This window comes from Alphaproteobacteria bacterium, assembly GCA_019635875.1.
Taxonomy (GTDB): Bacteria; Pseudomonadota; Alphaproteobacteria; order Reyranellales; family Reyranellaceae; genus JAFAZJ01.
On sequence record JAHBYP010000008.1, the window covers coordinates 1 to 25,670 of the forward strand.

A 25,670-nucleotide genomic window follows, 5' to 3' on the forward strand; every position below is an offset into this window, starting at 1 on the left:
GGTGCGTCACTTGCGGCAGCCCCCCACCCCAACCCTCTCCCCGCAAGCGGGGAGAGGGAGCAGAAGGCCCACCCATATGCGATTGCCTTCCCCCTCCGGGGGAAGGCAAATCCGAACGCCATGTGCGACAGCCCCGAGGCTGGACGCGGCGCTGAGGCTGTCGTAGGCGGGAAGGTGATGACCGAGTCCCGCCCGCGCCTGCTGATCGCCAACGACCTGACCGCCCTGCTCGCCGGCCACGCCGCGCGCGAGCCCGCCGGCACGGCGATCGTCGCCGGCGAGCAGCGCGTGAGCTGGGCGAAGCTGGAGGACCTCGCGCGCCGCGCCGCGCAGGGCCTGGCTCATCTCGGCGTCGGCCCGGGCGATCGCGTGGCGCTGTGGCTGCCCAACGTGCCGGCCTGGCTGGCGCTCTACTTCGCCTGCTGCCGGCTGGGCGCCATCGCCGTGGCCGTCAACACGCGCTTCCGCGCCGTCGAGGTCGCCGACATCGTGGCGCGCTCGGGCGCCAAGGTGCTGGCCTGCGCGCCCGGCTTCCGGCGCATCGACTTCCTCGGCATCCTGGCCGACGTGCCGGCCGAGGCGCTGGCCGGGCTGAGCGGCGTGGTGATCGTCGGCGAGGAGCCGGTGCTGGTGCCGCCCGCCGTGGAGCGCCTGCGCCGCGTCGCCTTCGACGACCTCGTCGAGAGCGCGCCGATGGACGTGATCCATGGCGGCGCCGATTCGGGCTGCAACATCTTCACCACCTCGGGCACCACCCGGGCGCCGAAATTCGTCCTGCACCGCCAGGGCGCGATCGCCGCGCATTGCCTGCGCGTGGCGCGCGGCTTCAGGATCGCCGCACCCGGCATGGGCTGGCTGCCGCTGTGCGGCGTCTACGGCTTCAACACCGCGATCGCCACGCTGGCGGCAGGGCAACCCATCGTGCTGATGGACGCCTTCGAGCCGGCGGAAGCCGCCGACCTGATCGACCGCCACCGGCCCGACCTGCTGTTCGGCTTCGACGAGATCTACGAGCGCCTGCTGGCCACGCGCAATGCGGAGGTGCCCTTCCCCTCGGTGCGCTGGGCGGGCTACGCCAACTTCAATACCGCGCTCGCCGACCTGCCGTGGCGCGCCGACAAGCGCGGCCTGAAGATGGTCGGGCTCTACGGCATGAGCGAGGTGCAGGCGCTGTTCGCCGCCTGGCGCGCCGAGCAGGACATCGAATCGCGCGCCCGCGGCGGTGGCCATCCGGTCTCGCCGCTGGCCGGCGCGCGCACGCGCGACCCCGAGAGCGGCGAGGTGCAGCCGGCCGGTACCGCCGGCGAGCTCGAGTTGATCGGCCCCTCGATGATGGTCGGCTACCACGGCGATCCGGCGGCCACCGACGCGGCCTTCACCGAGGATCGCTACCTCAGGACCGGCGATCTCGGCATCGCCCACGAGGACGGCAGCTTCACCTATCTCAGCCGCATGGGCGACGCGCTGCGCCTGGGCGGCTTCCTGGTCAACCCGCTGGAGATCGAGCAGCACCTCATGGACCATCCCATGGTCGGCGACGTGCAGGTGGTGGCGGCGTCCGGCCGCGAGGGCGTGCGCGCCGTGGCCTTCGTCGTGCCGGCGGCCGAGGGCGGCTTCGACGAGCAGGCGGTGATCGCCCATGCCCGCGCCGGGCTGGCGAACTACAAGACGCCGGCGCGGATCTTCACCATCGACGCCTTCCCGACCACGCCCAGCGCCAACGGCCCGAAGATCCAGCGCAACAGGCTCAGGCAGATCGCCGAGGAACGCCTGCGCGGCGACTGACGGCGCGATCGATTTTTCCTTCCCCCGGAGGGGGAAGGTGGCGCGCAGCGCCGGATGGGGGATGCCGAAGACGGACTCCCGTGTCCGGTTTCGACATCCCCCTTCCGCCCTTCGGGCACCTTCCCCCTCCGGGGGAAGGAGAAAAGCCAAGGGCGCCACTGCGTGCAGCGGCGCCCTGTCGATGGCCGGCCGTTGGTCAGGCCGGCGTCATTGCAGCCGGGCGGAGAGCGAGGGCGCGCCGGGCAGCGCGAGGTTGGCGACCTGCCCGCCGAAATACGCCTGCGGCTCGGACGGGCGCACGCGCAGCCAGGCCTCGCGCTCCTGCACGCAGGGCAGCGTGCGCTGGAAGGCGTCGCGCCAGGTCGTGGCGCCGCTGTCGATCGCGCCCATCAGGCAGCGGTCGAAGTTCACGTAGCGGTCGCTCATCCGGGCGCCATAGGAATCGCGGCCCCTGGCCGCGGCGGCGATCAGGATGCGGTTGGGCCGGCGCATGCGCGAGTCGAGGAAGATGCCGGCGTCGCAATCCGACAGGATCGCCACGGTCGGCCGGTCGCCACAATGCTCCTCGAGCAGGCGATCGAGCTCGCGCGGGGTCAGCACGCGGTTGCCGCCTTCGGCCTCGAGACGGATGCCCGCGATGTTGCCGTGGCTGGTTGCGAAGAACAGGCAGGCGCCCTGGCCGCCGCCCAGCGACGCCATCGCCTGGCGGATGCCGGCGCGGCTGGCATTGAAGCCGCCCACGCCGCCGGTCAGCGCCGTGGCGACGCGCTCGACGCCGCGGTCACGCAGGCGCTGGCCGAAATCCATCGCGGCGTTGTTGTAGGCGAGGATCGAGTACGAGCCCGACACCAGCACCGCCTTCCACTCCTGCGGCGCGACCTGCGCGATCTGCCGGGTCTGCGGGCCGCTGCCGCCGTCGACCAGGTCCTCAAGGCTGGCGATCCGGCTCGACGCGGCCGGCGCACCCCACGACAGGGCATCGCCGCCCCTGGACGAGGTGACACAGGCGCTGAGCGACGAGGCCAGGAAAGCGGCAGCGAACAGCGTGACGAGTGGGCGGACGAGTCGCGTCCGCTGCAACGATGCGAATGGCATCGAAAATCCCCTTTATGACAATGACTTTTAGGCGAATACTAAACCGATATATGAGGCTGATCTTAGCGATCCGCGGCGGTTTAGGTGAGTCAAAATGAAAGGACCTCGGCCCAATTCTCGTGAATCGAACGTGAAAAATCAGGGCTGCCGGCCGGTCGGACGGCCTTTCCTGTGCCGGAAAAAGAAAGGGCCCCGCTCCGCAAGCCCGGGAGCGAGGCCCAGTCGACGATCAGCCGTCGATCAGATCCCTGAGGTCACCGCAGCTGGGCCACGGCCTGCGTCGCGCCCGGGACGGCCAGGTTGGCGACATGGGCGCCGAAGAACGCCTGCGGTTGCGATGGCTGCACGCCCAGCCAGGTCTCGCGCTCCTGCACGCAGGGCAGCGTGCGCTCGAACGCCTCGCGCCAGGTCGCGGCGCCCGAGTCGATGGCGGCCATCAGGCAGCGGTCGAAGTTGACGTAGCGATCGCTCATCTTGGCGCCGTAGGAATTGCGGCCCTTGGCCGAGGCGGCGATCAGGATGCGGTTGGGCTGGCGCATGCGCGAGTCGAGGAACACGCCGGCGTCGCAGTCGGAGATGATCGCCACCGTCGGGCGGTCGCCGCAATGCTCGTCGAGCATGCGGTTGAGCTCGCGCGGCGTCAGCGTCCGGCCGCGGCGATCGGCGTCGAGATGGAGGCCGGCGACGTTGCCGTGGCCCGTGGCGAAGAACAGGCAGGCGCCCTGGTCGCTGCCCAGCCACTCCAGGGCCTGGCGGATGCCGGCGCGGCTGGCCTGGAAATCGCCCGTGCCGCCGGTCAGCGCCGTCGCCACGCGTGCTACCCCACGCGCGCGCAGGCGCTGACCAAGGTCAAAGGCCGCCGCGTCATAGGCCGAAACCGAGGACGAGCCAGAGACCAGCACGGCTTTCCATTGTCCGCTGGGCACGCGGGCAACCTGCTGCGCACCGGCCGTCGCGCCGAACAGGGCGGCGAGCGTTGTGGCGGCGAACAGCACGGTCAGCGACCGGACGAACCCGGTGCGAAGCGTCGATGCAAATAGCATCGGGAAACCCCCAAGACGAACAATGACTTTTGGCAAAATATGGACGCTGAATATGAAGCGATTTTTATCCGCTTGAGGCAATGGATCTAAGTCAAAATGAACCAGTTAGAGGCCAAACCGCATGAATCAGATGCGAATAACGCGCGAAGATTCACAACCGCGCCGCCGCGAGTGTCTCAACAACGATTTGCAACGTCTTTGAATCCTGTTCGATTCCCTGATTGCTTCACGCGTGAAGAAGATACGGACCGAGATCATGGGTATTCGCGTGCAAGATTCTCACGGGAACCTTCACGGCCGCTGATCGAACGAATCTTCCTGCATGTTCAGTGGCCTGGCAGATGGTCGCTGCCACGCGGCACTCGTCATCCCTCGCTGCACCCGGGATGACACATCAATCGGCGGCGATCGCGCTGGTGCTCTCGCGCATCGGTGCGCCGACGATGCGCAGCGACATGTCGGCGTGCAGCTCGGCGACCTGCTCGTCGCTCCAGGCGCCGCCGGGACGGAACCAGTAGGCGACGTAGGTGCACTGGTTGAGGATCGCCATGGCGACGATCTTCAGGTCGTCCTTGCCGCCGCGGCGCAGGCTGCGGAAGACGCCGGCGCGCGCGCCCTCCTCGAGCACGCGCACCAGCATGTCGCGGATGCGCCGCCGGCTGGCGCGGATCTCCTGCAGGCGGGTGTTGTCGAGCCACTCGAACTCGCGATTGGCGACCACCGCCTCGATGCGCCGCCGCGCGTGGCGCAGCGTGTAGATGTGGGTGAAGGCGCGCAGGCGGGCGACCGGATCGCTGCCGGCCTTGGCCAGCGCCTCGCCGCACTCCTTCTCCAGCACGCCCTGGGTCGAGCGGATGATGGTGGCGAGCAGGTCGTCCTTGGACGAGAAATGGTTGTAGAGCGCGCCCTGGGTCAGGCCGCAGGCACGCATCACGTCGCGCACCGTGGTGATCTGGAAGCCGCGGCGGGCGAACAGGTCGAACGCCGCCGCCTCGATGGCTTCCGAGGGCGGCATGGCGCGGGCGCCTGGTGCTGATGTTGCGGCTCTTGCGGTTCGTCGCGCCACGGCGGGCGACCTCCCCTGCGTTGTCCTTGTCGTTTCGGGCGCGGTTGTCAGTCCCGCCTCGAGGGAGGCGCACTGTAGCGAAGCCGTAACCCTGCGTCCATTTTAGGCATTCCGGCGGCTCGGGGCATTTCAGCGCGCGCCCAGGCCCTGGGCCAGGTGCCAAGCCAGCTCGGCGTTGGGCCGCACCAGCCTGCCCGAATCGACCGCCCTGAGGTTCGAGGCGGTGCCGTCGAGCCCGCGGGCATAGACCCCCTGGCGGATGCAGGCGATGCGGAAGAGGTTGTAGGCCATGTAGAATTCCCAGTCGGGCACCGAGGCGCGCCCGGTGCGCTGGCCGTACATGTCGACCATCTCGGCCTCGCCCGGGATGCCCAGGGCGGCGATGTCGACGCCCTGCATGCCGCCCTGCTCCTGCGGCACGCGGTGCATCATGCAGAGATAGCTGAGCTCGGCCAGCGGATCGCCCAGGGTCGAGATCTCCCAGTCGATCACCGCCAGCACACGGGGCTCGCTCGAGTGGTAGATCATGTTGTCCAGCCGGTAGTCGCCATGGACGATGGTCGTGCTGTCGGCCTGCGGCGCATTGGCCGGCAGCCACTCCAGCAGCCTGTCCATGGCCTCGATGGTCTCGGTCTGCGAGGCCTTGTACTGCCCGCCCCAGCGCTTGATCTGGCGCGCGACGTAGCTGCCCGGACGGCCGAAATCGCCCAGGCCCACCGCCTGGTAGTCGACCTTGTGCAGGCGCGCCAGCACGTCGACCTTGGCCTCGTAGATGGCGCGCCGCATCGCCGGCGTCTGATCGGGCAGCATGGGATCCCACAGCACGCGGCCGTCGCAGAACTCCATGATGTAGAAGGCGGTGCCGATGACGCCGTCATCCTCGCACAGCGCGTAGGCGCGCGGCGTCGGCACGTCGGTCTTGTTCAGCGCGGCGATGACGCGGAACTCGCGGTCGACGGCGTGCGCCGAGGGCAGCAGCTTGCCCGGCGGCTTGCGCCGCAGCACGTAGCGCCGGCCCGCCCCGTCGCTCAGCCGATAGGTCGGATTGCTCTGGCCGCCGCGGAACTGCTCGACGGCAAGCGGTGCGCGGAAGCCTTCGACATGGCCGGCCATGAAGCGCTCGAGCGCGCCGACGTCGAAGCGGTGCTTGTCCTGCACCGCCATCGTGCCGATGAACTCCGCGCCGCGCGCCGCCATGACCGTCCCCGCCTCGAACCCGTCGGGCCAAGTCTGCGTCGAGCCACGCCGCCGGCGCAACGGCCCGCCGCGCCGGCTTCCGCCCAGCGGGAGTCCCTTCCGCGACCGTCGATGCCGCGCCGGCGTGCGAGCGCCGCAATTTTGAGCATCGCCGCCGCCATCCGCAACGCGGAAGCCCATGGCGGCGCGCGATGCTTGCGATTTCCTGACAATCGCGCGGAGACGCGCGGGCCTCTCGCGGCACCGCGCAATTTGCTTGGGAGGCCCGGCGAATTGTGCAAAGAGTCGCGCCCACGAAAAAGCCGTAGGCGGGCGCACGCGGCCACGCGCCCGACCAGCCCGAGCGGCGCAAGGCGGCTATCGGGAGGAAAGTTCGTGGATCGCCTGTTCAGCAAGGACCTCTGGGCCGGGCTGATGTTCGCCGGCTTCGGCGTGCTCGCCCTCTTCATGGGAAGCAGTCTCGCCGTCGGCACGCCGATCCGCATGGGGCCGGGCTACGTGCCGCGCATGCTGAGCTACATCCTGATCGGCCTGGGCATCGTCATCGCCGTGCGCGCGATACTCTCGCCCGGCGAGACGGTCGAGCGGCTGCGCTGGAAGCCGACGACGATGATCACCATCGGCGTGATCGTCTTCGCCCTGCTGTTCGAGCGCGCCGGCCTCGCGCCGGCGGTGGTGGCGCTGATCTTCCTCGCCGCGCTGGGCGGCCAGGAGTTCAAGCTGGTCGAGACCGTCCTCGCCAGCATCACGCTGATCATCCTGTGCATCGGCATCTTCAAGCTCGGGCTGGACATGAACATCAGCATCATCCGTGGGGTCTGGTGACATGGAGATTCTGAACCATGTCATCCTGGGCTTCGGCGTCGCGCTCACCTTCGAAAATCTGCTGTACTGCCTGATCGGCTGCATGGTCGGCACGCTGATCGGCGTGCTGCCCGGCATCGGCCCGGTGGCGACCATCGCCATGCTGCTGCCGCTGACCTTCAAGCTGCCGCCGACCTCCGCCCTGATCATGCTCGCCGGCATCTACTACGGCGCGCAGTACGGCGGCTCGACCACGGCCATCCTGGTCAACCTGCCGGGCGAGGCCTCCTCGGTGGTCACCGCGCTCGACGGCTACAAGATGGCGCAGAAAGGCAGGGCCGGCGCGGCGCTGTCGATCTCGGCGGTGGGCTCGTTCTTCGCCGGCACCGTGGGCACGATCCTGATCGTGATGTTCGCGCCGGCGCTCACCGAGATGGCCCAGAAGTTCGGGCCGGCGGAGTACTGCTCGCTGATGGCGCTGGGCCTGGTCGCCGCCGTCGTGCTGGCCAGCGGCTCGGTGGTCAAGGCGATCGCCATGGTCTTCCTCGGCCTGCTGTTCGGCCTGGTCGGCACCGACGTCAACACCGGCGCGCAGCGCTACACCTTCAACGTGCCGGAGCTTTCCGACGGCATCGACTTCGCGCCGATCGCCATGGGCCTGTTCGGCATCGCCGAGATCATCGCCAACCTCGAGAAGCGCATGAGCGGGCGCGACCTGGTGGCCGCCAAGATCTCGAGCCTGTGGCCGACGCGCGAGGAGGTGCGCCAGGCGATCCCGGCGGTGGTCCGCGGCACCGCCCTGGGCTCGCTGCTCGGCGTGCTGCCGGGCGGCGGCCCGACGCTGGGCGCCTTCTCGTCCTACACGCTGGAGAAGCGGCTGTCGAAGACGCCGCAGGAATTCGGCAAGGGCGCGGTGGCCGGCGTGGCGGCGCCGGAATCGGCCAACAACGCCGCGGCGCAGACCTCGTTCATCCCGATGCTGACGCTCGGCATCCCGTCGAACGCCGTCATGGCGCTGATGGTCGGCGCGATGATCATCCAGGGCATCCAGCCGGGCCCCGAGGTGATGACCAAGAAGCCCGATCTCTTCTGGGGCATGATCGCCTCGATGTGGATCGGCAACACCATGCTGGTGATCATCAACCTGCCGATGATCGGCATGTGGGTGCGCCTGCTGACGGTGCCCTACCGCTTCCTCTACCCGGCGATCCTGCTGTTCTGCTGCATCGGCGCCTACTCGCTGGCCAACAGCACGTTCCATGTCTTCATGGTCGCCGCCTTCGGCGTGGTCGGCTACCTCTTCCTCAAGCTCGGCTGCGAGGGCGCGCCGTTCCTGCTCGGCCTCGTGCTCGGCCCGCAGATGGAGGAGTATTTCCGCCGCGCCATGCTGCTCTCGCGCGGCGATCCCAGCGTGTTCGTGACGCGGCCGATCAGCGCCGGCCTGCTGACGGTCACCGCCATCCTGCTGCTGCTGATGGTGCTGCCCAATTTCCGCAAGAAGCGCCAGGAGGCGTTCCAGGAAGAGGGCGACTGATCGAAGCGGCCTGAACGACGGCCGGAGCGCGCACCACTGTCATCCCCAGCGCAGCGAGGGATGACAGAGGCGCGCTGCCCGGGACAGCATCACGGCCGCTCGTCCGCCTGATTGCCTTTGGCGACGTGCAGCAGCAGCAGCGGTGCGCTCGCCGCCCAGGCCTGCGGGCTGCAGGCGCCGGGATAGGGCGTCGGCCCCTGCCCGTCGCGGCGCGCATCGCCGCCGAAGAGCTCGGGCAGACGCAGGCGCTTGAAATGCGCGGCGGCGGCGAACACCGCCTCGGACACAAGCGCCGCCTCGCGCCGGAAGCCGTAGCGCGCGAAGCCTGCCGCGATCAGCGCGTTGTCGTGCGGCCACACCGAGCCGTTGTGGTAGCTGCCCGGATCGTAGCGCGCCTCGCCTGCGGCCACGGTGCGGATGCCCCAGCCGCTGAAGCTGCGCTGTTCCATCAAGCCGCGCACGACCGCGGCGGCGCGTTCGGGCCAGGCGATGCCGGTGAAGAGCGCGTGGCCGGCGTTCGAGGCGCGCACGCGGCAGGGCCGCCGCTCACCGTCGAGCGCCGGCACGTAGGTGCCGAGCCGCTCGTCGAAGAAATGCGTGTCGAAGGCGCGGCGCAGGCTCTCGGCGCGAGCCTCGTACCGGTCCGCATCCGGCTCGCCCAGCCGGCGCGCGATGGCGGCGGCCGCGCGCCAGGCGGCGTAGACATAGGCCTGCACCTCGCAGAGTGCGATCGCGCCCTCGGCCAATGTGCCGTCGGCGTGGAAGACCGAGTCGGGGCTGTCCTTCCAGCCCTGGTTCCGCAGGCCGCGTTCGCTCTGCCGCTCATAGGTCACGAAGCCGTCGCCGCGGCTCTCGATCCACGCCAGCGCCCGCTGCACGTTGGGCCACAGGCGGCGCAGCGTGTCGATGTCGCCCGTGCGCCGCAGGTAGGCGCCGGCGAGCATGACGAAGAGCGGCGTGGCGTCGACGCTGCCGTAGTAGCGGGCGAACGGCACCTCGCCCAGCGCCGCCATCTCGCACTGGCGCGCCTCGTGCAGGATCTTGCCCGGCTCGGCGTCGGCGGCGGGATCGCTGGTCGCCGCCTGCGTCGCCGCGAGGTGGCCGAGCACGCCGCGCGCGATCCCGGGATCGAGCCACAGCGTCTGCAGGGCCGCGATCAGCCCGTCGCGGCCGAACACCGTGTTGAACCAGGGGATGCCGGCATGGGGATAGGGACCCTCGGGCAGCTCGCTCACCAGCGTGTAGAGGTCGATGATGCCGCGCTGGACGACGGCGTCGATCGCGGGATCGGCGCACGACACCGCCGTCGCACGCGCCAGCGCATCGCGCAGCCGGCGGCGCGCCGCGCGGCGGGCATCGAAGAACTCCTCCTTCCCCCGGAGGGGGAAGGTGCCCGAAGGGCGGAAGGGGGATGTCGAAGACGAACGCAAGAGTCCGTCTTCGACATCCCCCTTCCGTCGCGCTGTCGCGCGCCACCTTCCCCCTCCGGGGGAAGGCGCGCACTCGCAGGCGATACGGACGAAGAGCGAGCGATGGGTGTGCGGCGCGAGGTCGAGCTCGAAGCGCGCGCCGCTTTCGACCAGGCGCAGCGGCGGCGGGTCGAAGGCAAGACGCGTCGTGCGCATGCGCCCGTCGAGGCCGCGATAGGCGAGCACCACGTGGTCGGCGGCGATGCTGGCGGGCAGCGTCTCGCCGCGCCGCGCACGATCATGGCCGCGCACCTCGAAGAGGTCGGCGAAGTCGGCGGCGAAGGCGAGATCGAGCGTGACACGATGCGCCGCCGCGCCGGCGTTGCGCAGACGCAGCCGCTCGTGCAGGCAGTCCTGCCACACGAAGCGGATGCGGCTGAGCGCGATCTGCCGATGCCGCAGCGCCGTCAGCAGCAGCGTGTTGTCCTCGCTCGGCCGCGTGCGGGTCGTCCCGGGCGGCTCGCCGTCGATCGTCAGGTCGAGCCGCGCGAGATGGCGCGTGTCGTGGTGGAACAGGCCCTGCAGCGCGCCGGCCTCGTCGAAGACGGCGAAGCAGTCGTTGTGCTTGAGCGCGTGCGGGCTCTTTGCCATGCCGTGTCGCTCTCCCTCGGCCGTCCGGCCGACGCTATACTGGGTCGGCCCCGATCAGAAGCCGGACGGAGGACGCGACATGGCGCAGTTCGATGCCGATACGCTGAACACCGTCGCCACCGTCAGGGAGCTGGCGATCCGCACCGCGCGCCATCCCGGGACATCGGTGGTGATATGGGCGGTCGTCAGCGACGGCACCATCTTCGTGCGCTCCTTTCGCGGCGGCGCCGGCCGATGGTACCGCGATCTCGCCGAAGGCGGCCGTGCGGCGCTGGAGGCCGGCGGGCGGACGCTCGAGGTCGAGGCGGTCCCGGTGCGCGACGAGGGCGCCATCGCGCGCGTCAGCGAGGCCTTCCTGCGCAAGTACCGGCCCAGCCCCTATGCCGAGGCGATGGTGAAGCCCGACATCCTGTCGACCACGCTGCGGCTCGATCCGGCGGGCGGCTGACGCCGATGCGATCATGCACCCGATGTGATATGTTTGCTGCAAAAGCAAGAGCACGGGGAGCGGTTGGGGGATGGCTCGTCTCATTGTCGTGCTGACCGCGCTGATCGGGATCTGCGCGCAAGCGGCCTGGGCACAGAAGGAATCGCGCGTCGCGCTGGTGATCGGCAACGGCGCCTACCAGAACGCCGAGCCGCTGCGCAATCCGGTCAACGATGCCCGCGCCATGGCCAGGGTGCTGCGGGATGCCGGCTTCGAGGTCATCCTGCGCGAGAACGCCACGCGGCGCAGCTTCGTCGAGGCGCTGCACGAGTTCGCCGGCAAGGTCACGCCCGGCGGCGTCGGCCTGTTCTACTACGCCGGCCACGGCATGCAGGTGCGCGGGCTCAATCACCTGCTGCCGGTCGATGCCGTGCTCGCCACCGAGCGCGACGTCAAGTACGAGACGATCGACATCAACGATGTGCTGAGCGGCCTCGACGAGGCGCGCGCGCGGCTCTCGCTGGTGATCCTCGACGCCTGCCGCGACAATCCCTTCGCCCGCAGCTTCCGCTCGACCAGTCGCGGCCTGGCGCAGACCGACGCGCCGCGCGGCACGGTGATCGCCTATGCCACCGCGCCGGGCGACACGGCGGCCGACGGCGACGGCGAGAACGGCGTCTACACGGCCGAGCTCCTGAAGGCGATCGCCGAGCCCGGGCTGAAGCTCGAGGAGGTCTTCAAGCGCACGATCGACGGCGTGGCGCGCGCCACGGCCAACAAGCAGACGCCGTGGGTCAGCTCCTCGTTCCGCGGCGACTTCGTCTTCAATGCCGCCGCGGCCGCACCGCCGCCGTCACCACCGCTCCAGCCCTCACCGCCCGTCGCCGCCGCGCCGGCGCCGCCGGCGGCCGATGCGCAGACGGCGTGGACGACGATCGCGGCCAGCAACAACCCGGCGATGTTCGAGCTCTTCCTCAAGCGCTTCCCGACCGGCGTCTATGCCGATTTCGCGCGCGCCCGGCTCGAGGAGCTGAAGACGGCCGCCGCGTTGGAGGAGAGGCGCCGCTCTGCCGCCGGTGAGGCTCGCCGCAAGGCCGATGCCGACGCCGCGCGGCAGGCTGCCGAGCAGGAAGCCAGGCGGGTCGCGGCGGCCGAGGAAGCCCGGCGCACCGCCGCCGCCGACGAGGCGAAGAAATCGGTCGAAGCCGTCGAGGCGGCGCTGAGGCTGGCCGACATCGACCGCAAGCGCATCCAGGCGGCGCTCACCGCCCGGGGCTTCGACACGCTGGGCGCCGACGGCGCCTTCGGCCCGCGCACGCGGCAGATGATCACCAACTGGCAGCGCAGCCGGGGCGAGCCGCCGACCGGCTATCTCACCGCGACCCAGGCGGCGCTGCTGACGCAGGAAGGCCAGGGCGCGCTGGCGAAGATCGAGGACGAGCGCCGCAAGGCCGAGGCCGAGCGCGCCAGGGCGGCACCACCGGCCCCGGCACCCGCGCCCGCCCGGCCGCAGCAGGCCGCCGCCCCTGCCGCCATCGCGCCGGGCGCGCGCGACGGCAGCTGGCGAGTCTCATCGTCATGTGTGGAGGCGCACTTCGCGAGCTTCACGGTCAGCGGCAGTTCGGTGAGCGCCAACATCCGGCTGACGGTCATCGGGCGACTCACTGAATACAGCACCACTGCGATCAGTGGCGCGGTGCAGGCCAATGGCAGTTTCGCCATGAGCCACACCCATAATCGGGTGACCGTCACCGGCACGATCTCGGCTACCGCTATCCAGGCTACAGTCGTGTTGCCCGAGCACGGCACGCGTTGCTCGCTTGTCGGAAGCCGCTAGGGGCGTCTGTTCCTGCCGCCGACACCGCTGATGAACTACCGCTGTCATCCCGAGCGCAGCGAGGGATCCAGGCGCCTTCACTGGATCCCTCGCTGCGCTCGGGATGACAGGCAATCCGGACCGGCCCGCGCCCTGTGACCATGGGCCGGATGTGGTATTATTCGAGCGTTCACGGGGGAGCTTGGGGGATGGCTCGTCTCATCTTTGTGGTGGTCGCGTTGCTCGGGCTGTGCGCACAGGCGGCCTGGGCGAAGGAATCGCGGGTCGCGCTGGTGGTCGGCAACGGCGCCTACCAGAACGCCGAGCCGCTGCGCAATCCGGTCAACGACGCGCGCGCCATGGCCAGGGTGCTGCAGGAGGCCGGCTTCGAGGTGATCCTCAGGGAGAACGCCACGCGGCGCAGCTTCGTCGAGGCGCTGCACGAGTTCGCCGGCAAGGTCGCGCCCGGCGGCGTCGGTCTCTTCTACTACGCCGGTCACGGCATCCAGGTGCGCGGGCTCAACTATCTGCTGCCGATCGACGCGGCGCTGGCCAACGAATACGACGTCAAGTACGAGACCGTCGACATCAACGACGTGCTGGGCCGGCTCGACGAGGCGCGCGCGCGGCTCTCGCTGGTGATCCTCGACGCCTGCCGCGACAACCCCTTCGCGCGCCGCTTCCGGTCCACGAGCCGCGGCCTGGCGCAGACCGACGCGCCGCGCGGCACGGTGATCGCCTATGCCACCGCGCCCGGCGACACGGCGGCCGACGGCGACGGCGAGAACGGCGTCTACACGGCCGAGCTCCTGAAGGCGATCGCCGAGCCCGGGCTGAAGCTCGAGGAGGTCTTCAAGCGCACCATCGACGGCGTGGCGCGCGCCACGGCCAACAAGCAGACGCCGTGGGTGAGTTCCTCGTTCCGCGGCGACTTCGTCTTCAACGCCGCCGCGGCCGCACCGCCGCCGCCTCCACCGCCGCCTGTCGCCGCGCCCGCGCCCGTGCCGCAACCGCTGCCATCCACGACGCTCGAGCAGACGGCGTGGGCGAGCATCGCGGCCAGCAACAACCCGGCGATGTTCGAGCTCTTCCTCAAGCGCTTCCCCGACGGCGTCTATGCCGATTTCGCGCGCGCCCGGCTGGAGGAGCTGAAGACGGCCGCGGCCATGGAGGAACGGCGCCGCTCGACCGCCGCCAGCGAAGAAGCGCGCCGCAAGGCGGCCGCCGACGAAGCCCAGCGGGTCGCCGCCGCCGAGGAAGCACGGCGCAAGGCGGATGCCGATGCCAGGCGCGCCGCCGAGGAGGAAGCCCGGCGGGCCGCGGCGGCCGAGGAAGCCCGACGGCGCGCCGCGGCCGAGGAGGAGAAGAAATCGGTCGAGAGCGTCGAGGCGGCGCTGAAGCTCAACGACATCGACCGCAAGCGCATCCAGGCGGCGCTCACGGCGCGCGGCTTCGACACCATGGGTGCGGACGGCGCCTTCGGCCCGCGCACGCGCCAGATGATCACCAACTGGCAGCGCGCGCGCAGCGAGCCGCCGACCGGCTATCTCACCGCGACGCAGGCGGCGCTGCTGACGCAGGAAGGCCAGAGCGCGCTGGCGAAGATCGAGGACGAGCGCCGCAAGGCCGAGGCCGAGCGCGCCAAGGCGGCGCCACCGCCGCCGCCGGCCGCCGCGCCCACGCCGGCGCCGGCGGCCGCGCCGCAGGTGGCGACGATCGCCCCCGGCGGCGCCTCGTTCGACGGCACCTGGCTCGGCCAGATGTGCCGCGCCGGAGGCAATTGCGGTCCGGCCCGCGTGCAGATCTCGCAGACCCGCCTGAGCGGCACCGCCTCGGCGCGCGGCGTGACGCACAATTTCGAGGGCACGGTGCAGCCCGACGGCCAGGTGCGCGTGCGCTACACCGGCGTCGCCCCGCCGGGCAGCCCGATCGCCGGCCAGCCCTTCGACATGATCCTCAGCGGCACCGCCAGCGGCAATTCGCTGACGGCGCAGGCCACCAATGCGAGCGGCATGTCGTTCCGCCTGTCCATCCAGCGCGCGCAGTGAAGGCGATCGCATGCTGAGCGGCGGCGTGCTCCGGGTCGCATCGTTCGCGCTGTCGATCCTGCTCGCCGCGGGCGTCGCGCGCGCGCAGGCGCAGACGCCGGTGGCGCTGGTCGAGGATGTCGTCGGCAAGCCTGAGGGCGTCGCGTTCATGGACTACGTCGCGCCCGGCCAGGTCATCGCGCTGGGGCCGCGCGACGGCATCGTGCTGGGCTACATCCGCTCGTGCTGGCGCGAGCGCATCCGCGGCGGCACCGTGCGCATCGGCCAGGAGCAGAGCGAGGTCACCGGCGGCGCCGTCGAGCGGGTGAGGATCGCCTGCGACGGCGGCCGCATGGAGCTCGCCGCGGAGCAGACCCGGCAGAGCACGGCCTCGGTGTTCCGCGATCCCGGCCGCCAGAAGCGCGCCGCGCTGCCCAGGCCGCAATTCGTCCTGCACGGCCGTTCGCCGCTGATCGAGCTCGAGGGCGGCGGCGCGCTCAGCCTCGAGCGGCTCGACGCGTCGGGCGAGACGCTGATGATCGAGCTGCCGGCCGCGAAGCTGCTGCGCGGCGCCTTCGCCGATCTCGCCGATGCCGGCGTCGCGCTGACGCCCGGCGGCCTCTATCTCGCGCGCGCCGGCGAGCGGCAGCTGGTCTTCCAGGTCTCGGCCGACGCCGCGCCGGGCAAGAGCCCGATCGCCGGCCGCCTCGTGCGCCTGCGGTGATCGATTTCCCTTCCCCCGGAGGGGGAAGGTGGCGCGCAGCGACGGAAGGGGGATGTCTCAACAACTCAGGTGTTCGTCTTCGACATCCCCCTTCCGCCCTTCGGGCACCTTCCCCCTCCGGGGAAGGGATTCAGCGCGCGTTGGTCAGCTCATAGCGCAGCCACACCGCGCCGCCGTCGAGCACCTCGCAGCTCTTGAGCGTCATCGCGGTCAGCGGCGCGGGCGTGAACGGCGCGTCGGCAAGCGCGTCGAAGCTCGCCGAGACGCCCTTGCCGCCGTCGACCACCGGCTGGATGGCGATGCTGATCTCGTCGATCAGGCCGGCGCGCAGGAAGGCGCCGTTGGCGGTGCCGCCGCCTTCGACCAGCAGGCGCCGGATGCCGAGCTCGCGATTGAGGATCTCCAGCGCCAGGGCGAGGTCGAGCGTCTGCCTGCCGGCGAAGATGTAGGAGTGGCCCTCGGCGCGCAGGCCGGCGAGATGCGCGTCGCCCACCTGCTCGCCCAGCACCACGACGATCGGATCGCCGCCGATGTCGGGCCGGCCCCAGCACAGCTTGCCATGCGCGTCGAGCACCACGCCGTAAGCCGCGGCGCCGCGCCGGGCGATGAAAGGCTCGCGCGGAATCGGCGGGCCGTCATGGGCGGGATAGGCCTCGCCCTTGCGCCGCGAGAACTCGTGGCCGGTGACGCGGCCGACCAGCCAGGCGTCGCAGCCGATGCGATCGTGCAGCCTTTCGAACAACTCGCCATCGCTGCCCTCCGGCCGCCAGCGGCTGCGCCGCGTGCGCCCGTCGATGCTGCTCACCATGTGGCAGATGACGTGGGGTTTCATGCGGGCCTCCTCTGCGCCTTCCCTTCTCCCCGCGAAGGCGGGGAGAAGGTGCCGAGCGCCAGCGAGGCGGATGAGGGGCTTCCTCGCGCAACGACAAACAGCGTTGTTGTCGAGACACCGCGAAGCCCCTCATCCGCCCTTCGGGCACCTTCTCCCCGCCTTCGCGGGGAGAAGGGAAGGCTACCCCAGCTTGATCACTTCAGCGCGGGCAGTCCGTTCAGCAGCGTTGCGGCGGCGGCTGGTGGCCGGCGGGTCGGTCGGGGTACCAGACGCGGCATTCGCCCGGTGGCGGCAGGTGGCCGGGCGGGATCGGCGTCGGCGCCGCGTAGTGCGGCTGCGGCACCGCCACGTAGGGGGCGGGGACGACGATGGTGGGCGCCGGCACGACGATGACGGGCGCCGGCGCGCGGTGGCGGCGGCCCTGTCCGCTCTCGTCCTTCCACGGGTCGGCGGCGGCGAGCGTCGGCACGGCAAACGCAGCGACGGCGAGGATGGAGAAGATGCTGCGCATGGAGACCTCCCGGCAGCGCGATTGATAGGCACCGTTCGTGGCGCCATTCGGGCAGCGCCAGCGCCAACGGCCGCCGGGATCAGGCGTTGCGGGCACGCTCGACCGCGGCGTCCGCGCCGGCGCCGGCGGCGATGTCGTCGAGGTCGAGATGCAGGCGGTAGGTGAAGCCGTCGGACTCGTACCTCATGTCGACCCGCTCGGCGAAGCCCTCGGCCATCCGGCGCAGGATGACGCTGCCGAATCCGCTGCGCTGCGGCGGGGCGACGGGCGGGCCGCCGCTTTCGAGCCAGGCGAACACGAAGGTCGGACCAGCCGTCGTCTCCTCAAGATCGCCGGTAATCGCCACGCGGCCCGTGTGCGTCGACAGCGCGCCGTACTTCACCGCGTTGGTGGCAAGCTCGTGCACGATCAGCGCGAACTGCTCGGCCGCGCGCGGCTTCAGGGTGACGTCGCAGCCCTCGATCGTGTGCTGCCGGCTGTACGGTGCGAGCTGGCGCTCGAGCAGGCGGGGCAACGGCACGCCCTCCGACGAGGTCGGCGCCAGCAGGTAGGCATGCGACAGCGCCTGCACGCGAGCCTGCAGCGCGGCGACGCTGGCCGGGATGTCGGTGACGCCCTTCAGGCTGCTGGCGATGATGCTCTGGATCACCCCGAAGATGTTCTGCGTTCGATGCTGCAGCTCCTCCATCAGCACGCGCTGGCCCTCCTCGGCGCGCTTGCGGGCGGTGATGTCGATCACCGTCGCCAGCACCGCCGGCCGCTCCTCGTCACCCACCGGGTTGAGACCGATCTCGACCGCGAACTCGCTGCCGTCCTTGCGCCGTCCCGCGAGGTCGCGACCCACGCCCATCAGCCGCGCTTCGGGCTTGCGCTGGTATTCGCTGCGCAGCGCGCGATGCGCCTCGACCCGGTCCTGCGGGACGAGGGTATCGACCGGCCTGCCCGCGAGCTCGGCCGGCTTGTAGCCGAACAGCTGGCCCATCGACGCGTTGGCCAGCCGGATCCTGCCGGCGCCGTCCACCAGCATGATGCCGTTGGGCGCCGAGTCGAGCAGCAGGCGGATGTTGCGCTGCTGCGCCACGAGCCGATCGACCAGCCAGTTGAGCAGCGCCGCGACGGCGACATTCAGCGCGCTGACGCCGAGGAACAGCGCCAGGTGGACGAAACCCGGCTCCTTCACCTCGAGGCTCCCGAACGGCGGCACGAAGAAGTACCAGGCGGCCACCGTTGACAAGACCGCCGCGAGCACACCGGGCCACAGCCCGCAGACCAGGGTGGCGAGGACGATGGCCGGGAAGAAGGTGATGAACGGCGTGGTGTCGCCGACGTAGTCGTGCACCAGCCAGCGCGCGAGCACGGCGAGCGCGACCAGCAGCAGCGCGATGCCGTACGCCTGTGCGTGCCGGTTCCTGATCCTGAGCAGCTTGTCGAGCCAGGGATAGACCTGGAACCCGAAGGAGAACTGCATTCTCGATACTCCCCCCGGGCATGATGATGGAGGGCTCCACAGGACACCAGCAGCGAGTCGGCGCCATCGCTGCCTTATTTCACTTTCTCCCCGCGTGCGGGCAGGAGCCGGGGCGGCCGGCATCCGGATCGCGTTGGCAAGCGGGTGGCCCGGAGGTAGCCTGTGGACATCACCGGAGGAATCCCCATGTCCGATCTGCCCAAGCGTGTCTGCATCGACGAAGAGGGCCCGCGCGAGGGCTTCCAGTCCGAGCCGGCGGGCATCACGGTCGCCAACAAGGTGCGCATGATCGAGGCGCTGGCCGAGACCGGGCTCAAGCGCATCGCCTGCGTGTCCTACGTGAATCCCAAGCGCGTGCCGCAGATGGCCGACGCCGAGCAGGTCGCCGCCGCCATCAGGCGCAAGCCGGGCGTCGGCTACAGCGCGCTCTTTCTCAACCAGCAGGGCCTCGAACGCGCGCTCAGCGGCCCGCTCGACGTGCACGGCTCGCTGCGCACCACGGCGACCGAGACCTTCTCGCGCAAGAACATCGGCAAGTCGGTGAAGGACGCCTTCGTCGAGCAGCGCGGCTGGATGCCGATCTTCCGCCAGCACCACATCCCGGTCGAATGGGGCATCGTGCTGGGCGCCTTCGGCTGCAACTACGAGGGCGACGTCGGCCCCAGGCGCGTCGTCAAGCGCGTGCAGCAGATCCTCGACGAGGCCAAGCGGCTGGGCGTCACCATCCGCGGCATCAAGCTCACCGACGCCATGGGCTGGGCGACGCCGCGGCGCGTCGAGCGCGCCATCGGCGCGGTGCGCGAGCGCTGGCCCGAGATGGAGATCGCGCTGCACCTGCACGACACGCGCGGCGTCGGCATGGCGTCGGCCTATGCCGGGCTGCGGCTGGGCGTGAGCCGCTTCGATTCGTCGATCGCCGGGCTGGGCGGCTGTCCCTTCGCCGCCACCGAGGGCGCGGTGGGCAACATCTGCACCGAGGACCTCGCCTTCATGTGCGAGGAGATGGGCATCGAGACCGGGCTCGACCTCGAGGCGCTGATCGAGGCGGCGTTCGTCGCCGAGGAGGTCGTCGGCCGCAAGCTGCCCGGCCACGTCATGCGCGGCGGCTCGCTTTCCGCCATCCGCAAGCGCCAGCAGGCGCTCGCCGCGGCGGCAGCCTGATTCCTTCCCCCGGAGGGGGAAGGTGCCCGAAGGGCGGAAGGGGGATGTCGAAGCCGAACGCAGGAGTCCGTCTTCGACATCCCCCTTCCGTCGCTGCGCGCCACCTTCCCCCTCCGGGGGAAGGAAAAACAGAAGGAGGAATCCCATGCCCGACACCACGCAGCCGGCGCCGACGCCGACCACCGGACCGCTCGCCTCACGCTATGTCGATGTCGGCGCGATCGCCTGGGAGAAGACGCGCTTCGAGGGCGTCGAGTGGAAGATCCTGATGGAGGACAAGGAGCGCGGCCTGCTCACCGCGCTGATGCGCTGGGCGCCCGGCGCGCGCCTGCCGCTGCACGAGCATGTCGAGATCGAGCAGACCTGGGTGCTCGAAGGCAGCTTCGAGGACCACCAGGGCGTCTGCACCGCCGGCAACTATGTCTGGCGCCCCAAGGGCAGCCGCCACGAGGCCTGGACGCGCGAGGGCGCGGTGATGCTGGCGGTGTTCCTCAGCCCCAACCGGTTCTTCGACCAGGGCTGATCCGCCGGAGCTCCCTGCGGCGTGAGGCCCGTCAGGGTACCGACGGGCGGCGGGTATAGTCTGGTGATGGGCAAGGGAGTCGCCCGATGAACCAGACGCTCAGGGTCGATGTCGTCGACATGCTTGGCAAGGGCATGAACCAGGTGGCGCTCGCCGTGCGCACCAACAACAGGATGAGCGCCAACCCCACCGTTCTGGTGGAGTTCACGCCGCAGGGCGACCGCTTCGACTCCTTCGTCGTCCAGGTCACCCGGTCGGTGTCGATGATGCAGCGCTCGATCAGCGCGCTGCGGCTGTGGGCGCATGCCGTCGTGTTCGACCTGCGCGACGACATTCCCACCGGCAAGGCGATGCTGGGCGACCGGACCTTCACCGTCGCGGACGTGCGCAGCCGGCGCGCCACCTTCGCCAGCCTCAAGCCCTATTTCTCCGGCCACGCCAACACACGCTTCGAGTTCCGCGGCTGCGGCGTGGCCAATCTCGACGGGCTGGTCATGATGAAGGAGCTCGCCGCGCTGTGGGACGTGCGCGTGCACGCCGCCGAGCTCAACCAGGGCGCCGGCATGTACTGGGACGGTCCGGTGATCGAGGCCCTGCCCGACGGCACGCTGCGCCGCATCGCCGGCCTGGGGTTCGACGCCGCGTACTGATTCGGTTGGACGTGCCGGTCCGGCTCTGCCAATGGAGCCGTCGCACCCTGCCGGAGCATCCCCCGCTTGTACGAATTGATGCAGCCTCTGCGACTTCTGATGCTGTCGGTCTTCACCGGCCTCGGCGTGCTCCTGCTGTCTTTCACCGCGTGGATGGTGGTGGACAACATCGGCGTCATGCGCACGCACCAGCACGCCCGCGCCGAGGTCGTGAAGAGCCAGCGCATCGGGTCCGGGGCGCGCAAGGGACTGACCTTCTACGCCGTCGTGGTCCGTTACGATGGCCCGCGCGGCCGGCGCACCGCGCAGGTCGATCGCTCGACCAGCCACTACGAGCCCGGCGAGATCCTGAGCGTCTACTACCGGCCCGAGACGGCCTACAAGGTCGTCGCCGGCAGCTTCATGGCCATGTGGTTCTTCCCCACGATCCTCGGCACCCTGGGCCTGGTGGCGGTGTTCTTCGGGCTGCGGCCGAAGGACCTGCGGCGGCCCGCGACTCCGACATAGGCCCTGGCTTTGCCTTCCCCCGGAGGGGGAAGGTGCCCGAAGGGCGGATGGGGGATGTCGAAGACGGACACCGGCTTCGTTGAGGCATCCCCCATCCGTCAGCGCTTCGCGCTGCCACCTTCCCCCTCCGGGGGAAGGGAGATCACGCGCTTCACCGCCGCCTCGAGCGAGCGATCGATGTCGCGCAGGACGATGCTCAGCAGCACGCTCGCGACCTGGCCGACCGACGGCTTGAAGCCGGGCTCCGAAATGTGATCGGCGACGCGCTCCACGCGCTTCCAGTCCTCGTCCGAGAGCGGAACCTTCCTGGGCTGGGCAATGGCCCTCAAGAGGCTGGGGACGCGCCACTCCAGTGGCGCGGCGGACGATCGACAAGACGCGCCACTGGAGTGGCGCGCCCCGACCGGCAGCTGCTTTCAAGCCGTCCGGGACGCGTCGCGTCAGCCCGGCGGCGCCGGCAGCGGTGCCGGGCCGGCGGCGGGCGGCGTGCCGGGCAGGCTCACGCCGGAATTCGACAGCGCCTCGCGCAGCCGCTCCTCCTGCTCGGGCGAGAGCGAGGAGCGGATCACCCGGCCGCGCAAGCCCTTGAGCTCGGCCAGCACCTTCTCGGGCTGGATCTTGCGCACCAGCACGAACAGCGCCGAGGTGTCGGGCCGCAGGGTCTGGCCGATCGAGCGGATGAAGTCGTCGTCGATGCCGTAATCGGCGAGCTTGCCCGACAGCGCGCCGGAGCCGGCGCCGAAGGCCGCGCCGGTGATCAGCCCGATCAGCGGGTTGAGGAACAGCAGGCCGATCAGCGCGCCGAACATGCCGCCCCACAGCGCGCCGCCGGCGGCGCCGCTGGCCACCAGGTTGACGCTCTGCTTCAGCCGCACCCTTCCGTCGGCGGTGCGGATGGCGACGACCGCGTCCTCGAGATCGATCAGGTATTCCTTCTGCAGCCAGCCGAGCTCGGTGAGCGCCCGGTCCGCCTCCTGCGGATTGTCGAATCCGACGACCACCAGCTCCGCCATGGCTCACCTCCCGTGAATGCCGATCAACGGGAGATGCCGGCCCGGGTTGCGCCGGCCGGCTACTGCAGCATCAGCCAGAGCAGCGCGCCGAGCATGCCGAGCGCGAGGATCAGGATCACGAGCCAGAAGATGCTGGCGATGCCCTCGGTGTCGCGGCTCTTCGGCGAAGCGGTGTCGTGCATCGGACCCTCCAGCGCGAGGGTCAAACGCGCGGAGCGGCGCGCGGCAACGCGGCGCGACTGTGATCCTTTTGCGGCGGCGGCTTTGCGCGCCGTTCGAAGCGTCGCCTCAGCCGCGCTTGAGCCGCTCGAAGTCGGCGAACGGGTTGTAGAGCGTCTTCAGCTTGGCGACGCGCTTCGCCAAGGGATCGCTGTCGAGCAGGAGCTTCAGGGCATCCATCAGCTGCCGGCTGGAGCGCAGCGCCGCCTCGCACTCGGCCGCCGTCGTCAGCTTCTTCGTCTTGTAGTCGAGGTTGAACTTCTTGGCGCCCATCATCGAGCGATAGACGTTGCTGAGCTGGTGGGCGAGGAGCTCCTCGTGATCCGAGTAGCCGGGCAGCACCGTGTCCTGCTTCATCCTGACCGTCGGGTTGGCGTACCGATAGGCGTGGACCATCTCGTGGAACAGCACCTCGTCGGCGCGTGAGCCCGGCTCTCTTCCCCAAGACGAGTAGGTGAACATGTCGAAGGAGTACGCCACGCGAACCGCCCGGGTGCCGACATAGGCCTGGGGTGCCCAGGTGACGTTGGCGTTGCCGTCGCCCTGGAACTCGATCTGATCCGAATCGTAGGGGATGATCCAGATCGGCAGGGTGCCGCCGATGCGCAGCATGTCGAGCAGGCACAGGCCCAGCGTGTTCGCCCTGATGTAGCTCAGCAGCGCCTTGACGCGCCCCTCGTAGTGGATCGCCTCCGGGCTCGAATCGGCGACGTAGTCCCACTTGTTGGGCTGCAGCCGGACCAGCTCCTCGATCTTCTGGTTCTCGGTGATCTCGCCCTTCTCGAAGCGCGCCCGGACTTCCGCCCGGATCGCGTCGTCCTTCCTCGAGCCGTTGATCGTGATCGGATAGGGTTCGAACCTGAGCATGCGATCCTCCTGCGAGCAGGATGGGCCCCATGCCCGAGCGCGTCTGTTACGCAGGGAACAGGGCGGTGAACGAGGCGCCGGGGCCTATCTCGCCAGCCGCGCGATCGCGAACACCAGGCCGACCAGCCCGATCGCGACGCCGACGAACCAGGTGGTGATCTGGAAGGTGGTCGGCAGCACCGAGACGCGGCCGTCGATCCGGGCGGTGATGGCCGTCAGCGTCTTCACGTCGCCCTTGATCTCGGCGACGTCCTTCTCGAGGCGCTCGACGCGCGCGGCCAGGCCCGGCGGCATGCCGTCATCATTGCCACCGCCACCCGCCGGTATCAAGCGGATCGCCCCGGGCAGCAGCGGTCTTCGTCGCCGTTCGGGCCGCGTCGCTCCAGCGACGCATCATGAGCGCCGCTGGAGCGGCGCGGCCCGAAGGCAAGAAGCGCGCCGCGACTGGGCATACGACAGCCGCAGCGCGCGTTCGGTCTCGGTCTGCTCGCGGGCGCGGGTCTCGGCTTCGGAGCGCGGCAGGCCGTGCTCATATTCGAGGATCGCGGCGCGTTCCTCGAAGAACATCTGCCAGTCCTCGCCGGTCCAGCCGCTGGCGTCGGGCTGCAGCAGGGCGATGATCGCCGGCTTGTGCTCGCTGAGCGCGTCCATCACCCAGGCAGGCGGTGCCATGGCAGCGACCAGGCGCAGGCCGCCGCCACGCGCCGGCAGCACGTGCAGGCCGTGCTGGCGCGCCGCGCGCAGCGCCTCGATCGGGCTCACAGCTCCATGCTCCATGACGTCCGTGCCGTTTCGGACGTTGTTTCCGCCTCTTTTCCTTTTGAAGAGAGGTGGATGACACGCGCGCCATCGGTGCGCTCGAAGCGGATGTCGGTGCCGGCCTCGCGCAACGCCGTGGCGATGCGGCGCAACCGGTTGCCGAGCTTGCGCGCGTTGCCCGGCCAGTCGCGTGACTTCACCGTCCGCTCGCCGGCCCTCGCCTCCAGCAGCGCCAGTAAATCGCTGCAAGTGCCTGTCCAGAACGGCACTGACGTCATGAACGTCACGATGGCGCTCGCCACCGGGTCGGCGTCGATCACGTCCTCGATGGCAGCGCCGCGGTTGGTGACGTAGGCCGGCCAGAAGCTGCCGCTCTCGAACAGCGCGCCCTCGCAGGCGGTGGCCCACAGCGCGAAGTCGGCCATGCGCGGCAGGCGCGGCAGCGCGGTGCCGGGCAGGTGCTTCAGGCCGTGCGCCAGCGCGCCGAGCAGGGCGCCGAGCAGCTTCGGCCGCTGGGCCTCGAACTCGGCCCACAATTCGGCCATCGGCCGGCGGCGCTCGGCGGCGATCGGCTCGAGCGTCAGGAACAGCGCGCGGTCGGCGAGGTCGGGCCTTGTCACGATGTCCTCGATGCCGTTGAGGATCACCGGGCGGGCGGCGTCGAACACCAGCTCGTCCTGGTCGGTGTAGAGCTGGCGCACGGCGAAGCCGGCGCCCGAGCTCAGCCGGCACAGCGTGTCGCTCATCCACGGCGGCAGGCCGGAGAGATTGTCGAAGGCCAGGACATGGGCGTTGGTGGCGGCGACGAAGAGGTCGCGCTCCTCGCGCGACAGCGCGCGCAAGGGCGCGGCGGCGGGATCGACCAGCATGCGCAGCATCAGCGACACGGTCGACTTCGCCGAGCCCTGCTCGCCGGCCAGCACCAGCACCGGATAGGGACCGCGATCGCGCAGGCAGGCCAGCAGCCAGGCCACGGCGAGCACGAAATCCTGCCCGGCGCGCAGGTTGAGGAAGGCGCGCAAGGCCTCGACGCCGCCGCCGCGCTCGGGCTCGGGCAGCGCCGCCGCCCCGCTGCCGCGGCGGAAGCGCACCGGCGGCGCCTCGACGATGCGCCAGCCCTGGGCGTCGATCTCGACCGCGCGCCACTCGGCATCGCCGAGATCGAGGTAGAGCTTTCCGCCGGCGCCGCCGACGCGCACATGCACGGCGATCTGCAGCCCGTCATAGCGCGCGCGGGCCTCGAGCAGGTTGATCGCCGCGCCCAGCGCATCGGCATTGGCGCGCCGCCGACATCCTCGTAGAAGCGCCGCGCCAGCCATTGGCGGAAGCCCTTGGACTTCACCGGCCAGGTCTCGCGGTGTTCGTCGATGATCACGTCGGCATAGGCGGTGCCGTCGGGCGCGTGGAACAGCACCGCCTCCTGCGCCAGCCGCACCAGCGCATCGGCCTGGCTGCCGGTGCGCCGCGGCGGCGGCGGCTTCGGCGCCTCGCCGGGCGGCGGCTCGGCGTCGTCGATGGCGTCGGCGATATCCTCTTTCATGGACGCGTCCTCTTATTTCCTTCCCCCGGAGGGGGAAGGTGC

The 25,670-nt window shown here is 70.4% G+C and carries 25 protein-coding genes; 11 read left to right on the forward strand and 14 right to left on the reverse strand.

Annotated features, from left to right (window positions below; genetic code table 11):
- The first annotated feature begins 177 nt into the window (after window positions 1–177).
- The gene (locus KF889_23940; protein ID MBX3502508.1) at window positions 178–1,785 is read left to right on the forward strand and encodes an AMP-binding protein; all 1,608 of its coding nucleotides are present in this window, start codon (window positions 178–180) and stop codon (window positions 1,783–1,785) included.
- Between the two features lie 207 nt (window positions 1,786–1,992).
- Here KF889_23940 and KF889_23945 read toward each other — a convergent pair whose 3' ends face one another.
- The 4 genes from KF889_23945 to KF889_23960 form a co-directional block, all read right to left on the reverse strand.
- The gene (locus tag KF889_23945; GenBank protein MBX3502509.1) at window positions 1,993–2,880 is read right to left on the reverse strand and encodes a hypothetical protein; all 888 of its coding nucleotides are present in this window, start codon (window positions 2,878–2,880) and stop codon (window positions 1,993–1,995) included.
- Window positions 2,881–3,134: 254 nt separating this feature from the next.
- Window positions 3,135–3,923 (reverse strand): hypothetical protein, encoded by a 789-nt coding sequence (locus tag KF889_23950; GenBank protein MBX3502510.1) that lies wholly within the window; start codon window positions 3,921–3,923, stop codon window positions 3,135–3,137.
- Window positions 3,924–4,317: 394 nt separating this feature from the next.
- A complete protein-coding gene (locus KF889_23955) occupies window positions 4,318–4,938 on the reverse strand; it encodes a TetR family transcriptional regulator (GenBank protein MBX3502511.1) in 621 nt (206 codons plus the stop codon).
- Window positions 4,939–5,118: 180 nt separating this feature from the next.
- Entirely contained in the window at window positions 5,119–6,186 is a 1,068-nt protein-coding gene (locus KF889_23960) for a phosphotransferase family protein (protein MBX3502512.1), read from the reverse strand.
- Between the two features lie 375 nt (window positions 6,187–6,561).
- Here KF889_23960 and KF889_23965 point away from each other — a divergent pair, with 375 nt between their 5' ends.
- Together KF889_23965 and KF889_23970 are read left to right on the forward strand one after the other, a co-directional pair.
- Window positions 6,562–7,011: a tripartite tricarboxylate transporter TctB family protein gene (locus tag KF889_23965; protein ID MBX3502513.1), complete on the forward strand. Its 450-nt coding sequence runs from the start codon at window positions 6,562–6,564 to the stop codon at window positions 7,009–7,011.
- Window position 7,012: 1 nt separating this feature from the next.
- Window positions 7,013–8,524, forward strand: a complete 1,512-nt coding sequence (locus KF889_23970) for a tripartite tricarboxylate transporter permease (GenBank protein ID MBX3502514.1) — start codon at window positions 7,013–7,015, stop codon at window positions 8,522–8,524.
- A gap of 89 nt (window positions 8,525–8,613) precedes the next feature.
- On the opposite strand, the gene KF889_23975 is transcribed toward KF889_23970, so the two are convergent.
- A complete protein-coding gene (locus KF889_23975; protein ID MBX3502515.1) occupies window positions 8,614–10,584 on the reverse strand; it encodes an amylo-alpha-1,6-glucosidase in 1,971 nt (656 codons plus the stop codon).
- A 79-nt stretch (window positions 10,585–10,663) separates the two neighbouring features.
- Between KF889_23975 and KF889_23980 the strand changes: the two genes are divergently transcribed.
- The 4 genes from KF889_23980 to KF889_23995 all read left to right on the forward strand — a co-directional run bounded on the left by KF889_23980 (window position 10,664) and on the right by KF889_23995 (window position 15,578).
- The gene (locus tag KF889_23980) at window positions 10,664–11,032 is read left to right on the forward strand and encodes a DUF2255 family protein (protein MBX3502516.1); all 369 of its coding nucleotides are present in this window, start codon (window positions 10,664–10,666) and stop codon (window positions 11,030–11,032) included.
- Between the two features lie 70 nt (window positions 11,033–11,102).
- Window positions 11,103–12,848: a caspase family protein gene (locus KF889_23985; GenBank protein MBX3502517.1), complete on the forward strand. Its 1,746-nt coding sequence runs from the start codon at window positions 11,103–11,105 to the stop codon at window positions 12,846–12,848.
- 188 nt (window positions 12,849–13,036) lie between these two features.
- Window positions 13,037–14,875 (forward strand): caspase family protein, encoded by a 1,839-nt coding sequence (locus KF889_23990; protein ID MBX3502518.1) that lies wholly within the window; start codon window positions 13,037–13,039, stop codon window positions 14,873–14,875.
- 10 nt (window positions 14,876–14,885) lie between these two features.
- Window positions 14,886–15,578 carry a hypothetical protein gene (locus tag KF889_23995; protein MBX3502519.1) on the forward strand — a complete coding sequence of 231 codons (693 nt, stop codon included), beginning with the start codon at window positions 14,886–14,888 and terminating at the stop codon, window positions 15,576–15,578.
- 130 nt (window positions 15,579–15,708) lie between these two features.
- On the opposite strand, the gene KF889_24000 is transcribed toward KF889_23995, so the two are convergent.
- From KF889_24000 to KF889_24010, 3 genes are all read right to left on the reverse strand, one after another.
- On the reverse strand, window positions 15,709–16,410 hold the full coding sequence (locus tag KF889_24000) for a RibD family protein (protein ID MBX3502520.1): 702 nt from the start codon (window positions 16,408–16,410) through the stop codon (window positions 15,709–15,711).
- Between the two features lie 217 nt (window positions 16,411–16,627).
- A complete protein-coding gene (locus KF889_24005; GenBank protein ID MBX3502521.1) occupies window positions 16,628–16,921 on the reverse strand; it encodes a hypothetical protein in 294 nt (97 codons plus the stop codon).
- A gap of 79 nt (window positions 16,922–17,000) precedes the next feature.
- Window positions 17,001–18,389, reverse strand: a complete 1,389-nt coding sequence (locus tag KF889_24010; protein MBX3502522.1) for a PAS domain S-box protein — start codon at window positions 18,387–18,389, stop codon at window positions 17,001–17,003.
- A 186-nt stretch (window positions 18,390–18,575) separates the two neighbouring features.
- Here KF889_24010 and KF889_24015 point away from each other — a divergent pair, with 186 nt between their 5' ends.
- The 4 genes from KF889_24015 to KF889_24030 all read left to right on the forward strand — a co-directional run bounded on the left by KF889_24015 (window position 18,576) and on the right by KF889_24030 (window position 21,230).
- Window positions 18,576–19,550: a hydroxymethylglutaryl-CoA lyase gene (locus KF889_24015; GenBank protein MBX3502523.1), complete on the forward strand. Its 975-nt coding sequence runs from the start codon at window positions 18,576–18,578 to the stop codon at window positions 19,548–19,550.
- 145 nt (window positions 19,551–19,695) lie between these two features.
- A complete protein-coding gene (locus tag KF889_24020) occupies window positions 19,696–20,073 on the forward strand; it encodes a cupin domain-containing protein (protein MBX3502524.1) in 378 nt (125 codons plus the stop codon).
- A gap of 86 nt (window positions 20,074–20,159) precedes the next feature.
- On the forward strand, window positions 20,160–20,723 hold the full coding sequence (locus KF889_24025) for a hypothetical protein (protein ID MBX3502525.1): 564 nt from the start codon (window positions 20,160–20,162) through the stop codon (window positions 20,721–20,723).
- A 78-nt stretch (window positions 20,724–20,801) separates the two neighbouring features.
- Window positions 20,802–21,230, forward strand: coding sequence for a DUF3592 domain-containing protein (locus tag KF889_24030; protein MBX3502526.1), 429 nt, complete (start codon window positions 20,802–20,804; stop codon window positions 21,228–21,230).
- Window positions 21,231–21,328: 98 nt separating this feature from the next.
- Here KF889_24030 and KF889_24035 read toward each other — a convergent pair whose 3' ends face one another.
- The 6 genes from KF889_24035 to KF889_24060 form a co-directional block, all read right to left on the reverse strand.
- A complete protein-coding gene (locus KF889_24035; GenBank protein ID MBX3502527.1) occupies window positions 21,329–21,502 on the reverse strand; it encodes a hypothetical protein in 174 nt (57 codons plus the stop codon).
- 168 nt (window positions 21,503–21,670) lie between these two features.
- Window positions 21,671–22,243 carry a DUF1269 domain-containing protein gene (locus KF889_24040; GenBank protein ID MBX3502528.1) on the reverse strand — a complete coding sequence of 191 codons (573 nt, stop codon included), beginning with the start codon at window positions 22,241–22,243 and terminating at the stop codon, window positions 21,671–21,673.
- 288 nt (window positions 22,244–22,531) lie between these two features.
- Window positions 22,532–23,329: a hypothetical protein gene (locus KF889_24045; GenBank protein ID MBX3502529.1), complete on the reverse strand. Its 798-nt coding sequence runs from the start codon at window positions 23,327–23,329 to the stop codon at window positions 22,532–22,534.
- 84 nt (window positions 23,330–23,413) lie between these two features.
- On the reverse strand, window positions 23,414–23,623 hold the full coding sequence (locus KF889_24050) for a hypothetical protein (GenBank protein MBX3502530.1): 210 nt from the start codon (window positions 23,621–23,623) through the stop codon (window positions 23,414–23,416).
- A gap of 99 nt (window positions 23,624–23,722) precedes the next feature.
- Window positions 23,723–24,091, reverse strand: coding sequence for a hypothetical protein (locus tag KF889_24055; protein ID MBX3502531.1), 369 nt, complete (start codon window positions 24,089–24,091; stop codon window positions 23,723–23,725).
- Complete coding sequence (locus tag KF889_24060; GenBank protein MBX3502532.1) at window positions 24,088–25,407, reverse strand: hypothetical protein; 1,320 nt, start codon at window positions 25,405–25,407, stop codon at window positions 24,088–24,090. The genes KF889_24055 and KF889_24060 overlap by 4 nt, the downstream gene beginning before the upstream one ends.
- Window positions 25,408–25,670: the final 263 nt, after the last annotated feature.